The organism is Mesorhizobium sp. M1348 (assembly GCF_040317925.1).
Taxonomy (GTDB): Bacteria; Pseudomonadota; Alphaproteobacteria; order Rhizobiales; family Rhizobiaceae; genus Mesorhizobium.
In genome coordinates this window covers 1-14186 of the sequence record NZ_JAMYLH010000011.1, presented here as the reverse complement: position 1 = coordinate 14186, position 14186 = coordinate 1, and the positions used below count along the sequence as shown (strand labels likewise).

The window sequence follows — 14186 nt, the reverse complement described above, 5'->3', positions numbered from 1 at the left end:
ACAGACTACAACCTTCTGACTAGCCCGTCGAGACTAGAGCAAAAAACGTACAGCTTAGTACCACTGCCGGATTGCCATACCGCTATCATAGCGCGCATTTTATCGGATGCAGCGGGGCCTAAGAGCTGCCTTAGAACTGTCAGATCATACTAAGTTTTCAAGGTGGTGATGCACATATCATCCGTCAGCGCATAGAAGACTAGAATCCAGCTAAACATAGAAGACTGTCTGAATCCCGATTACTTATTTCGGGCGTGTGAAACTTTTGGGTTAGGGGTAGAAAATGAATCTGATCGATAGACAGGTCGATGCTTCTTCGAGCAATCGGTACATTGCTACGAGGACCAAGTATGATTTTGAGGCGCGGAATACGCGACCCTCTTCTGGTCACCTTCCCGATCGTGCATCGGATCCATTGGACGCAAGGCTCGGGGAACCAAAAGGCCGCAGTCTGGAATCCATAACCGGCGTGCTTGATCGCATTGGCTGTGGCTATCTCGTGCTGAATCGCGAAAGAAAAGTAGTCGAGTGGAACGCAGCCGCCCAAACCACGCTTGAGCGCCAGGGCGAAGCGGCCGACACGGCGAGCGGACTTACGGCCGCCCTGAGGCGGCTGATCGCGAATGTTCCGGGCCAATTCCTGCCGGGCTCGTTGTCCTGGGTCGTGATCCGCAGCAGGGGCGACCGGCCGGTGATACTGAACGAGAACGGCGTTATCGCTCCCGACGGAACGAGCATTGTGGCGTTGCTGGATCGGGACAACAGATCTGGGCCAAATCCTCGCACGTTGCAAAGAATGTTTGGCTTGACGAGCGCAGAAACGCACCTCGCCTTGCGCTTGGCTCAGGGCGACGCACCTTTGGAGATCGCTCGCAGCTGGCGTCTCAGCCGCACCACGATCCGTTCCCAGCTTGCCTCGCTGTTCGCCAAGACCGAAACAAAACGCCAGGCGGAACTGGTGGCCCTTCTTGGGCGTATTTCGGTCCTGCCATAAGGGCCGGTCACTTGGACACAATCGCCGGACGTCGGCATCCGCCCGGGATTTGGTTGGCGCAAGTTGGAGTGTCATGACTTGGCAGGTCGTGCACCGCATTGCGCACTCCACCAGGTTCGATGCGCCGGCGTAAATATCGGAAGCCGCAATCCCGGACCGGCAAGTCGGTACTGTCGAACGGATTCGAAAGGCGACAAGTTGGACAACGATCTATGCAGCGAGTCTGTTCTTGCCGCAGCGGAGAAGGTGGAAATCGCTCGATCGCGTTCGGACCGCGCGGTGAAGAGACTTGCACGGACCGGACCGATCGTCGTCACCGGCGCGGCAGGCTTCATTGGTTTCCACGTCGCCTTGCGGCTTTTGCGTCTGGGTGTCGAAGTCATCGGCGTCGACAATTTCACCCCCTACTACGATCCACGACTCAAGGAAGCGCGCTATGCGCGCCTCTGTGCCGAGTCCGGCTTCACTCCGATGCGAATTGATCTGGCGGATGCGGCGCGCGTCCAGTTGCTGTTTTCAGAAGTTCGACCTTCAAACTTTGTGCATCTCGCGGCTCAGGCCGGCGTGCGACATTCACTAGTTGACCCGCATGCCTATGTGCAATCGAACATAGTGGCGTTTCTCAACGTCCTTGAGGGCTGCCGGCACTTCGGTGTTAGTCACCTCGTCTACGCCTCCTCGAGCTCCGTCTACGGCTCAAATCGAACCATACCGTTTTCCGAGCATCACGGCGCCGATCATCCTGTCAGTCTGTACGCCGCAACCAAGCGTTCAAACGAATTCATGGCGCATTCATACAGTCACTTGTTCGGCTTGCCCGTGACCGGACTGCGCTTCTTCACCGTTTATGGCCCCTGGGGCAGGCCCGACATGGCGGTCTACATGTTCACGCGTGCGATTATCGAGGGGAACCCAATCGAAGTAGCCAATGCCGGCCGCGTGTGGCGAGACTTCACCTATATCGACGATATCGCTGAGGGCGTGGTTCGAGCGCTTGCTGCACCGCCGCGGCCCGATCCGCATTGGGACCCTTGCACCGCCGACCCTGCTACAAGTTCCGCGCCGTATCGCGTCTACAATATCGGCAACGACCGGCCCGAGGAGATCAACCGGCTGATTTCGATCATCGAGACCGCCCTTGGCAGCCTGGCGCTTCGCGTGGATGTGCCGTTGCCGCCTGGCGACGTTCTGGAGACACGCGCCGACGTCAGCGATCTTCGCAAGGCCGTCGGCTTCGCCCCGACGACACGGCTTGAGGACGGAGTGCAATGCTTTGTCGAATGGTACCGGGACTTTCATGGAACAGATGCCGCGGCCAGCATATGGCAACAAACGTTGATGCATGTAGAGGCCACCGTGTAATCCGCGCCTTATCGGAGCGACGGATCCACGCGTCCGCTATCCTGGTCGCGGCTGCTAGTCTGGTCAAAAGATCAAGCTGATGCCGCATAGCGTAACGACGACATTTCCGGTCATCGATGCCCGCGCGATCCTCGCAGAATCAGCTCATCGCGGCAATTCCAATGAGCGATCTCAATTCAGAGACTGCAGTTGTACTTGGCACGGAGCACAAAGAATTCGCCGCATCCGCGTTCTGCCGAACAATGTCATTCAGATGGATGATGGTGACGTTCGGGCCCCATCGTAAGCTCTGCTCAACCGCATTTTGCCTCCTCGGAATCGCGAGCTCATGTCCCAAAGCTACTTTCTGAGATCCAGGACGGTTCCTACGGTCGAGAAAATAATCACCCGTGTTCCTCCAAGCCCGATCGGCGGCATTCTTCGCGCGGCAGGAGGCGTTTCGGCCATGGCGATTGCCGGCCAGCTGACCCTCGTCGCCGCTATTCCCGTTTTGGCCCGGCTCTATTCCCCGGCAGATTTCGGGATCTTCACGATTTACCTGTCGATCGTAAACATCCTCGGTGCGATCGCAGCACTGCGTTTCGAGGCCTCCCTTTATGGGGTCAAGGACAGTGCGCAGGCATACGTGACTGTTAAGCTCATTCTCCTGGCTGTCTCGGTGACGAGTGTCCTGGCCTTTGCGGCAGGACTGCTGTGGGCGAGCATCGCTCCAGCGCGGGTTGGCCACCTCGCCTGGCTTGTTCCACTTGGGATGGGGGGCGCCGGTCTCGTCGAAGCAATGAATTGCTGGAGTCTGCGCGTAGGCCTGCTACGCGACTTTGCCCTCGGCCGCCTGATTTTGCCGGTGACCATGGCCCTGCTGCAACTAACTTTTGGGCTCGCCCATTTCGGAGGTGAGGCGATGGTGCATGCTCATATCCTGAGCCAATTCGTCTTTATCGGGATCCTCGGCTCTCGGATTCTGAGCAGGAAGGACATAGGCGGCATCGCCCGAGCGCCGTGGCGGACCGTCTTTGCCGTCGCCAGGCGAGAATACAAGTTTCCGTTGTTCGACATTCCCTCGGCCCTAGCGAGTTTTGCCATCATCAATCTTCCCGCAATACTCGTTGGTTCGCTGTTTGGCGCCGCTTTTGCCGGTTACCTGGGAGTTGCGTCGCGGCTGGTGACTGCACCCGTCACGCTGATCGCCAACCCGCTTAGCAATGTTTTTGTATCTGAGGCGAACAAAACCAGCAGTCGCGCCCATTTGCTCGGCACCGCGCACGGCCTCTTGATGCTTTCAGCCGGCGTCACTGCATTGCCAATATTAGCGCTTGGCCTAGCCGCGCCATATATCGTCGTTCCCCTCCTGGGCGCGCCCTGGGTCCCCGCCGCAGACATTATGACCGCGCTGGCGTTCATGGGTGCTACGCAGGCGTTGTCGACACCGCTTCAAGATGTCCCAGCTCTTCTGCGGCGGCAAGAGGTACGACTTCTCGTCGACGGCGCGCGGACGGCGCTTGTATTTGGCCCGCTACTCGCCGGTGCTGAGGCAGGTTGGGAACCACTCAAAGTCATTTATCTGATGGCGGCCGGGGGCGCCGTCGGGTTTGCACTGAAAACGGCGGCCTCTCTGTATCTTCTCCGCCACGACGTCGAACCAGTGGGAGCCGCCATACCAAAGCAGAGTCATCATCTCGAGGGAAAAACACCATGAAGCAATCGCAGCTTGATCAGCTTCTGACGACCGATGTGGTTGACCAACATCATCGCGCTGATGCTTCGCGACTGCGCCCTTTCATTTCAGTTGCCATCCCAACCTTTCGCCGACCGGACACGATCCGCCGGGCGATGGATAGCATTCTGAGTCAAGATTTTGCCAGTTGGGAGCTGGTCGTCAGCGACGACGAGGGCCGAGAGGGAGCGACCTGGGCAATCGTGGCCGAGTATGCACGGACCGAGCCTCGCATCCGAATTGTCGAGAACGGCCGTGGCCGGGGTCAGGTCGAGAATACCAACAACGCCATGCTCGCTTGCGTCGGAAAATGGATCAAGCTGCTCCATGACGATGACTGGCTGGCCCCAGGCGCACTCAAGACCTTTGCCGAGGTTTCAACCAAGCATCCCTCGGCTGCATTCATGACCTGTGCCGCGAACATAATCGAGGACGATCGGATGAAATTCCGATTGCCACCGCAAGGGCGACAACGGATCTCCGTCTACTCGAGCCAGCAATGCCTGACGGACCTCTATCTGGTCCGTACGACGCGGAGCCTTGGGATCATCCCGTCGACGCTGTTGATCAACCGCGACGTCATTCACGCGGGTTGCCTGATGCGCGCGCACAATTCAATCCCGGCCGGAGTCGACCAGCTGTTCTTTGTTGACCTGGCATGCCACGGAGACATGGTCGCGATAAATGACGGCTTGATCTTCTACGACGCGACGAATCACCCGAGCATCACTACAACCAAGAGCTTCGATGAAGTTGATCAAGTAACCCTTGCTGTCAAAGAGCTTAACTGGAATCTAATTCAGGATCGTAAACACCTCCCTCGCCCCGAGACTTTGTTACGGGCGCTACGGGTTGCTCGTATTCCTAGCAGATTCCACCAGCAGTCCTGGCGAGCGACGATCCAAGATGCCATGCAAATTCTTCGTCCATCAGTTATGAAAATTGCGAGCCAGCACATTCTTACTTACGTGTTCGCGATCCGCCCGAGACTGGGCCGGTTGCGTAGCCGGAGACGAATTTAGCGTGGCGGCATCGTCGAGGGCCTGCCTTGGGCCGGCTGCTACGCATTCTATACCGTCGAAGGCGGCTTTCCTTCGTCCAGGCTTCAGGGATAGCGAGATGACCATTTGTCCGGCGTGTGGCAGTGTATCAACCGCAAAATTGTTCGAAGTGACAGCAGACGAGGCCTCTCGACATTTCATCAATCCGCGTCAGGACCCCGATCGCTCTCGAAAGTTAACAAGCCACCTGTCGGATCTCTGGGGCAGTAACACTTGCGACATTCGCAAATGCGCAGATTGCGGATTCGGTTTCGCAGATCCGTTCGTCGCCGGCGGCTTTGAGTTTTATAACTTAGCCTGGGCGTACCCTTCTTATCCAACTATGAAATGGGAATATGCAAGGACAATCGAAGAGCTCGCGGGCCTGAATACTGGCGGAAAGACTGCTCTCGAGGTGGGATCGGGGTTCGGGTATTTTCTCGACCGCATCAACAACAAATTCTTCCATACTTCGGATATTTCTGCGGTCGACTACAACGAAACGGCGCGATCAGTTTTGGCGTCAAAAGGCTTCAAGACCTTTGCGAGCGATTTTCGGGAGGACAGCTTCGATTCTATGAAAGAGGCCTTCGATTTTATTTTCATGTTTCAGGTCTTCGAGCATATGGACCAAGTGGATGAGGTTTTTGCTCGCTTAAAATATCTTCTGAAGGCGCAAGGATCTGCCTTCATTGCCGTGCCAAATGAAAACAGAACGTACTATATGGAGTCTCACGGCTCGCTCGTAGACATGCCACCAAACCACATTGGCCGATGGACGAAAGAAGCCTTCGATGCCATATGTCGGCGGCACGGCTTGCAATTGAGCAAATGCGAGCGCGAGCCGTTCAATCTCGCCAAATTCCTGAAGCAAGACATCGTCCACAGCTTTTTGCGAAAGGGACAAAAACCAGGTAGTGTGAGTGAGTTCGTGCGGGCCCTGCCGCGAAGCAAAGCGCAACGAATGGCGCAAGGTTTGACTGCCCTTGCGATTTCACCGTCACGCTTGCCGGCATGGGCATACGCCATCAGGAACGCATCTACGATGGGCGGGAGCGCACTCTGGGCGAAAATCGACAAAGTCTCGTCACCTGCGCTACGGATTCATCGCCAAGCCAAGCAGTAATGAGCGGTGCGCCATGCCGCTTGCAGCGGGAAGGTGATTTTGACACCACCAGGCTGCGGGACCTGCCAAGCAGACGAAGGACGGCGTCAGGGGCGTCGCCTCAGGTGTGGGTTCCGGAATTCATGAATGCCCGTCCGGCGGCACTTCGGACCCACGCTCCGGATGGACCTCTCCGCGACAACCCCAGCTACTGGCGGATGGCCCGCGCCCAGCAGCCGATCGGCGTAGCGCCTAAAGCGGTGATTTTCAACCAGGCGGTGGCGGGAAGTACGCAACAATAAAAGCCGCGCTCGTCATGCCCTCTCCAGCAAGAGATCAGCGCTGTCCCCGAACCGGTAACCCGCGTGCTTCCTGAGATTAACCTTCGTGAGAACGCTGGCGACGGGAACCGAAGCTGGCGTATCGCCCGCAAGCAGGTCTAGAACGCCTCGCGCGATGCTGCGTCGCGTTTTCGCCCAGCGAACGGCGAAAAGAACCACGTCACCCCAGCCTGTCAGGAGTCTGGCCTCTGGTCCCTCAAGCCCCAGCGGTCCATTTATGATGACCACCCGATAGACCGAGTGCAGTTCATCTTTGAAAGGGGAGCCATCGACACTGGACAGCAAGGGCAGCAGATCCTCCGACGGTGCGAGCGCCATGAAATCGATTCCGATTGCCGACATTCCAGCTATCGCATCGTGCAGCGCACAACGGTCACTGATATAGTCTCCGAAAAAATTGTGCGGCTTACGTGCGCTGAATTCCTTCACAAACTCGCCTGTAAGGCGGCGGTCCGTGCGGTCCAGATCAATAAAGAGTACTCGCCCTCCAAGTCTGGTGGCCGCCAAGGCCATGCTCCATGCGAGCTCGGTCTTGCCATCATCCTCACCGCAGGATGTTATCAAGATTATGTTCGAGCAATCTCTCGCCCGTTGGGGCGCCGCGGCGACAAGCAGGGCCGTCACGGCGCGGCTGTATCTGGACTCCTGCTGGCCTGAAACCAGCTGCTGCAGTCGCTTCGCGTGCGTTGTGGCAGCCTGGGGTATTAGCCCGAGGCACGGAACCTTGAGCGCTGCTTCAGCTTCGGCCTCTCCGCGCAAGGTGCTATCGAAGCGTTGGCGGACAAGTATGAATATCCCCCCAATCAGGCCAAACACGACCATGCCGGGCGGAATAAGAAATATCGGCGAAAGAGTCGTTGGATTGGTAGGGGGCCACGCCGCTGAGAGAAGCCTGACTCCGGGGGATGGACTTGCAATACGCCGCGTCAAGTCTTGTTGCCGGGTCAAAAGGTCGTTGTAGCGCTGCGTCAGGATGCTGACCTGCGGCTCGAGAGCGCGCAATCCGGAAAGCCGGCCGGCTGTGTCGGCTACGACCGCATCCAGGACATCCTTGCGCTTTTGCAGCGCCGCAATCTGAGAGCGATAGATGTTGGCCTCGGCAGCGGCGCTGGCGATTTCTTGGTCAATCTGACGGTCGATCGCATCTGTGACGTCCTCATCTGTCGTGTCGTTGGCCTGGCGTGCCAAGAGATCGGCCAGCACCGGTGATCCGACGGCTTCGGCGATCGAGGCAACCGACGCGCCCCGCTTTCGCAAGTCCTGAATGTGTTGGAGTCGAGATTCCGATGCGGAGAGATCCGCTTTCGACAAGGAGATTTGCTGGGTAAGTTCGACTATCTCTTTGGCGGCATTGTCCGCTGCACCTTGGTCGACCGCGCCATGGCTCAGCCGATACCTCTCAAGACGATCGGTCGCTTCTGCGAGACTGTTTTGTGTAGCTGGAAGTCCGGCAACTATCGATTCGAGTTCCAGTCTGTCCGATGCTTGGCTTTTCCTTGCCAGATCGCCAATATACACTTGGGCGAACGTGTTGGCGATCAAGGCGGCCCGCGCCGGATCGTGATCGGTGAAGCCGACACTGATGACCCTCGATCGCAGCTCCTGGCCGATCCTTATACCCTTGCGCAGTATCTTGAGCTCAGCCGCATCTGGCTCCGCCGGAGTGCTTCGCGGCCAAATTTTGGCTAGCAGATCGGCTGTACCCGAGCGCTTCGGCGGCTCAAGGCCCGCAGGGTTAGCAGCAGAATTTTCGGTGCCAGCATCAACCTTTGTAGTACTGTTGAGAGCGTCCGTTTTGCGCAACGCTGCCACCACGCTTCGCAGATGGCTTTGCGACGAGAGCATGGTTATATGGTCGTCAATGCTGGAATCCAGCGCATCCTGAGCAGAGACCAAGCCGCCGGCAGGTCCCGCTCTGCTGGGTGCGTCGACGATCACCTGTGTGGTGGCTTCATACAGGGCAGGCCGTGCAAGACCGGCAAGCGCGGCTAATACGCCGCCGCTGACGACCATGGTCATCAGGAACCATTTTTTTCTTGCCAGGGTAACGAGGAGCTGATGGAACGGGGTTTGCGTGTCCATCTGTTCGCGTAGCTGACGTTTCATGCGCGGAGCGATTTCGCGCGCAGGCACGTGCATTTCGTTAACGTGCGGAAGGTGGATGCGGCTAACTATGGACCCTTCCATCTTAATCTCCTGTAAGTTCGGGCACGCGAGAACCCGTTGCGGGCGGCGATGGCCGCCTTGCCTCGTTGTGCCAGGCCTGGAACATCAAAGCGGGCCACAATTTGCGAGAATGGTCGTGCCTGCCATCAACGTGATCGCGCCAGCACGCATCGAGCTCCGCAAGGTCGAAAATCCCGTCTCCGGACAAGCGCATATCGGCGACAAGATCGTTTGCCCAACTGAGCAGCGGGCCTCTCAGCCAGACTGCTATTGGAACATCAAAACCCTGCTTCGGCCGCTCGATCAGCCGCTGCGGAACGTACCGGCGCAACAACTGACGAAGGATCCACTTGCCTTTGCCATTACGAACCTTCGTATTCGTCGGCAGGCTCCAGGCAAATTCGACAACACGATGATCGAGCAGCGGGCACCGCCCCTCGAGGCTATTGGCCATGCTGGCGCGGTCCAGCTTCACCAATATATCCCCGGGCAGGTATCCGGCCATATCGTCATACAAAAGCCGGGACAGCAGCCCATCAAGCCGGTGCTCGACGTGAATTGATGAGGATGGCTGGTGGAGGCTCAGGTTCTCGGTCGATGATCCCGTAAGTCGCCGATACAACTCGTCCTCATTGGCTGCAGCGAGCAGCTGAGCGAGGCGATTCAGCCGATCCCCCCGAAGCGCATGCCGTGCACCCTCCGAAAGCGGCAGCTTGCCGACGAGATCGTGACGGGCTGCACGGGCCAGTAACCCAGTGCCTGCCGCGAGCGCCCGACGCAGTGCTGACGGCAGAGTATGCTGTCGTCGCAGACGGGCCGCCATGAAGTGGCGGGCGTAGCCGGCGAAGCATTCATCGCCACCGTCGCCCGACAGAGCCACCGTAACGTGCCGGCGGGCGAGCCGCGCCACCAGCAGAGTTGGTATCTGCGATTCGTCAGCGAAAGGCTCATCCCAGATCTGCGGCAGTTCTGGAATGACGTCGCGCGCTACGGCAGCCGAAAGGTGGAGTTCGGTATGGTCGGTGCCCAGATGCCGCGCGACTTCCGCGGCGTGCGGAGCCTCATCGAACCCGCCCTCTCCGAAAGCGATCGTGAACGTGCGCACGGGCTTTTCCGATTGAGCCTGCATCAGGGCCACAACCGTCGAGCTGTCTATTCCGCCCGACAGGAAGGCCCCAAGCGGGACGTCAGCGATCATGCGCTCCCGAACGGCAAGCCGAAGCAGGCCGTCCAGTTCATCGGTGAGTTCCTCGTCGCTGCCGGCGACCTGCTCCGTCCGCCCTTTCGTGGCGGCTTCGGCCAGCGACCACCAGTGTCGAATGCGATGCGACAGGGAGGCGACACTGCGTTCCCCGGAGAACTCAGCGGCCGTTACCGACAGGACCGAACCCGGCGGCAGCTTGAATACGCCTCGCCAAATGCAGCTGTCATCCGGTACCCATCCCTTCGAAAGCATTGCCGCGGCCGCATCGATATCGAGCTCCTGGCAAAACCCTGGAAAACGGTTGATCGCCTTCAACTCGGAAGCAAAAACAAGTGCATCGCGTGTTGAGGCGACATAAAGCGGCTTTTTGCCCATTCGGTCGCGGGCGAGATGGAGCGTCCTTGTCTTAAGGTCCCATAATCCTAAAGCGAACATGCCGGCGAAACGCGTGAGTGCTTTTTCGAGGCCCCAACTCTCAACTGCGGCGAGCATGACTTCGGTATCGCTGGCGCTCCGAAAATGATGGCCTGTACTCTCCAGCTCACGGCGCAAATCACGGAAATTGTATATTTCGCCGTTGAATGTGATGACATATCGGCCGCTTTCGGAATGCATCGGCTGACAGCCAGCCTCCGACAAGTCAACGATTGCCAGCCGCCTGTGACCGAAGGCGACACCCGATTCACAGTTTACCCAGAATGCCTCGCCATCCGGCCCGCGGTGGCGAAGTGCGGCCGTCATCTGCCCTATTGCCCTGAGCGGCCTCGTGTCCGCTGAATCGGATGCAAGAAGAATTCCGGCAATACCACACATACCATTACCCCGGATTGTTGGAGATTGCAGAAACTGCTTTCGGCGTACCGGCGACAAGGCAGATGGTCAGCGCAAACCACACGATCGGGTGGCGGATGATCAGGTGCGGCATCCCGAAGATGATGATTGACACCACGAGCGCTAACAGCGCGTCGAGCTTCGCACGCCAAACCGACATGATGGCGGCGCCGACGATCCAGACCAGCGCCAGAACCGCAATGAGACCACCTTGAGTGTACAGGTCCAGGATCGTGTTGTGAGCCTCGAAGGGTCGTTCCAGAAATTGCGAGTCGAACACTGATGGGCGCTCGAGATGCGGACCTGGACCAAGGCCAAGCGATCCGGACTCGGCGCCCTTCTCCAACGCTTCGTCCCAGAGATGCACGCGGAGCGCGGCGGTTTCCGCAGTAGCCTCGCCGCCCTTGTCCTTGGTCAGGCCCTTGGCGAAGTTTTCGAGGACGCTCGCCTCCGTTACGGCATAGGGGGTTATCGCCATCGCCAACGGAAGGATACCGACAAGCAACAGGAGGACGGCTTGCCGTGAAAAGCTGATCCCGTTGCCACCGGTCTTGAGCCATGTCCTGATCCGCAGCCCGAGGAATGTCAGGCAGGTCAGGATGCTGGTGTACAAATAGGTATCGCTCTTTGTCAGCCTCCCGACATAGAAGGTCAGGAACAAGCTGGCGATCCCAAGAAACCTGCCCCATCGGTTGCTGGTGGTGGTCGCAAGATGCAAGGCTAGCGGGCCAAAGATTGCGCAGTAGAGCGCGAGCTGGTTTGGATTATGCGACCAGCCACGAAAGCGGTCCCAGTACCAGGGATCGACGCCAGCTCGGGGGATCCAGCCCCAGCCCTGTCCCAGCTGAATGGCAAGGGCCATATTCGCGATGCCCACAACCCACCAGCCAGTACGACGCAGACGGCGATCAGCCTCGGGTTCTGCAGCGGCAAGGCACGTGACGCTGACCAACAGCAGGTAGGCCATCGTATCGTGCATCAGGCCCGTCAGGTACAGAATTGTGGTCAGATAGCCGACAACGGTGCCGACCCCGAGAGCAAGCGCCATGATCGTCCAGTAGCTTGCAAGGAGTGTCAGCGCCGGCCTGGTCTCCAGGCGACCGCCGGCCAGCACGCGCGCAATCGAGAGCATGATCCAAAGCACAAGGAGTAGTTCGCCAATCCCCAAGGGCGATCCAGGAATGTCGAGTTGCACCGCATAGGTCATTGCGAGGCCGCAGGCCAGGATCGCGTCCCGGATCATCGGCGCACATCCAATCTGCTTCTCGCAGCACCCTCTCCAAACAAGATCGGAGACGCCGGTCGGGCGAGATCGCTGTGGGATTTGGCGCCAAGGATATTTTTGTACAGATCGCAATATTGGGCCACCACCCGCGGCAGCGCGAACTGCTCCCGGACAAGTTCGACAGAACGACCGCCCATGACTTTTCCGCGACTGCGGTCGGACAGGATGTCAACTATTCGAGATGCAAGGCCATCGGCGTCGTGCGGTTGGACAAGGTAGCCGTTCCATCCATCCTCGACCACTTCATTGCAGCCGGGCATCTTTGAGGCGACGATGGGCAATCCCGCCAGCCCTGCCTCGAGCAGGACGCGCGGGATTCCTTCTCGATATTGTGTGGGGAAGGCGAACACGTCGGCCATACCAAGAAGGGCTGGAACATCGCGTCGTGGGCCAAGCGCGATGACATGAGGAGCGTGTCGATCGATTTCCAACTTGTCGACTGCAAATGGACCTTCGGACTCCCAAGGGCCGACAAGCACGAAACGAGCATTAGGCCTTTTAGAAAGGACGCGGGGGACTGCTTGAAGCAGTACCGGGATGCCCTTCTGGCGGGTCAACCGGCCAACAAAAATTACGATCTCTGCTGACTGGAGCCCGAGTTCCTGGCGCATTTTCGTTGCCGGCGGAGCAAGATGCCTCGCCATGGCGAACGCATCGACGTCGATGCCAGAACTGCGGATGACTCTTCCGCTGCCGGGTTCAATCAATCGAAAGCGCTTGAAGAAAGCCTCATCGTCCCGATTCTGAAACACCGTCGCTGCCGTCCAGAAGGAGGCAAGCCATTGCAATCCGCAAAAGATTGGACGCAACGCCAGAGCCCGCGGTTCCAGCGAGGAGAATGTCCAGCCCAGGCCGTTGATCGTGCGCACGACCGGCACCGTTCCGCGCACCGAAAACGGTGCCAGCAGGTTGGGCTTGGTGTCGAAACTTTGGACGATGTCAGGCCGGAGTTCCGCAACCAATTTCCGAATCGCTCTTACGGCGGTCCACTCGCCACTGCCGCTGGCAAATCGGTCGAAACCGTAGCGGCGATGCGGAATGCCATGCCGCAAAAACGCAGCCTCATCGCCGGTCGAAACTGCAGTGACCCGGAAGCCGCTTTCGCGCAGCGACATTAGGAACGGAATTCTCAGGGCGTGATCTTCGCCTCCCACACAAACGAGATGCGGATTCATCCCGAAGCTCCCGTCCGTGCGCCGTGTTTCGGCCGCGTGAAGTAACTGCCTTTCGCATCTGCTTTCATGGTTTTGCTTCGTTACTTCTGTGCGCGTGAAAGGGTACGGTAGGAGGAGGCTTGCCTACTGTCCTCGTCTGTTTGAATGAGGTAAACCGCATTGGGATCACGGCCTTACGCATATCGCGAAGCACCTCGACAGCATCTTGTGGGTACGCGGATGAATTGCGCCTCGAACTCTAGGGAGTTGTGCCAAGCCGGACTCGCCACTGATAAGACAACCGAAGAAAGCGCTTCCGACAGTCGTGCGCTGTACGGCTGCTCTACGCTGGGATTCCTAAGCTCCCTGTCCGGGTCCGCGTGCTACCAGGCATGATGATCAGCCCCTCAGCCACAACCCCTGACGCGACTTGCCTCCTTGCGACCAGCGGATAAGCCGATTCGACCCCCTCCGATGTCGGAAACCTGATCTGCCGACCGATATCCGGCGACGAGCGCGCAGACGCCTACAACTTGTCCACAACTAATTGGTTGCGGCAATGAGACTGTGGAGGGGCTTGGCTCTCAGATTAAACGTTTGTCTGATCTCTAAATTGGCAGATGAACAGTCGAATAGAAATTTATTTCACAATTGCATTCCGCAACACGCAAGCTATTTTTTTAGACCATGAAACTACCGATCTCCAATTAAATCAGATAATCTGGATAGATATACGGACGTAAAGCGATGATATTCTTGATATCTATTGAATATCTCTATTTAGATTTCTCCTTCCGTGCGAGCGTTCCTATTGGCGATCAACCATTCTATCAGAGCCTGCAGGTATGTGATTTGGCGCTAATATACACCCTCTAGTAGGCAAGCCCCGGGGCGCTATCGAATGAGACAAAGGAATATTGGATGGCAACTCTGCACTACGCATCGGGTGGATCCGCCACCGAAATCGCAACCGCCGGCTTCAATCTGGCT

Annotated in this window: 9 protein-coding genes; 5 read left to right on the top strand and 4 right to left on the bottom strand. The window is 58.1% G+C overall.

Annotated elements, in window-relative coordinates; genetic code table 11:
• The first annotated feature begins 283 nt into the window (after positions 1-283).
• From NKH13_RS19175 to NKH13_RS19155, 5 genes are all read left to right on the top strand, one after another.
• Positions 284-994: a helix-turn-helix transcriptional regulator gene (locus NKH13_RS19175; RefSeq protein WP_352467092.1), complete on the top strand. Its 711-nt coding sequence runs from the start codon at positions 284-286 to the stop codon at positions 992-994.
• Between the two features lie 279 nt (positions 995-1273).
• Positions 1274-2356, top strand: a complete 1083-nt coding sequence (locus NKH13_RS19170) for an NAD-dependent epimerase/dehydratase family protein (protein ID WP_352913963.1) — start codon at positions 1274-1276, stop codon at positions 2354-2356.
• A gap of 445 nt (positions 2357-2801) precedes the next feature.
• The gene (locus NKH13_RS19165) at positions 2802-4052 is read left to right on the top strand and encodes a lipopolysaccharide biosynthesis protein (protein WP_352913709.1); all 1251 of its coding nucleotides are present in this window, start codon (positions 2802-2804) and stop codon (positions 4050-4052) included.
• A complete protein-coding gene (locus NKH13_RS19160) occupies positions 4049-5092 on the top strand; it encodes a glycosyltransferase family 2 protein (protein WP_352913706.1) in 1044 nt (347 codons plus the stop codon). Before NKH13_RS19165 ends, NKH13_RS19160 begins: the two co-directional genes overlap by 4 nt.
• A gap of 97 nt (positions 5093-5189) precedes the next feature.
• Positions 5190-6236 (top strand): class I SAM-dependent methyltransferase, encoded by a 1047-nt coding sequence (locus tag NKH13_RS19155; RefSeq protein ID WP_352718007.1) that lies wholly within the window; start codon positions 5190-5192, stop codon positions 6234-6236.
• A 293-nt stretch (positions 6237-6529) separates the two neighbouring features.
• Here NKH13_RS19155 and NKH13_RS19150 read toward each other — a convergent pair whose 3' ends face one another.
• From NKH13_RS19150 to NKH13_RS19135, 4 genes are read right to left on the bottom strand one after another with little or no spacing between them, the layout of a single operon-like run.
• Positions 6530-8743: a GumC family protein gene (locus NKH13_RS19150; protein WP_352913703.1), complete on the bottom strand. Its 2214-nt coding sequence runs from the start codon at positions 8741-8743 to the stop codon at positions 6530-6532.
• 1 nt (position 8744) lies between these two features.
• Positions 8745-10739, bottom strand: coding sequence for an asparagine synthase (glutamine-hydrolyzing) (gene asnB, locus NKH13_RS19145; RefSeq protein WP_352913961.1), 1995 nt, complete (start codon positions 10737-10739; stop codon positions 8745-8747).
• Positions 10740-10743: 4 nt separating this feature from the next.
• On the bottom strand, positions 10744-12000 hold the full coding sequence (locus NKH13_RS19140) for an O-antigen ligase family protein (RefSeq protein WP_352718005.1): 1257 nt from the start codon (positions 11998-12000) through the stop codon (positions 10744-10746).
• Positions 11997-13217 (bottom strand): glycosyltransferase, encoded by a 1221-nt coding sequence (locus NKH13_RS19135; protein ID WP_352913700.1) that lies wholly within the window; start codon positions 13215-13217, stop codon positions 11997-11999. Before NKH13_RS19135 ends, NKH13_RS19140 begins: the two co-directional genes overlap by 4 nt.
• Positions 13218-14186 lie beyond the last annotated feature (969 nt).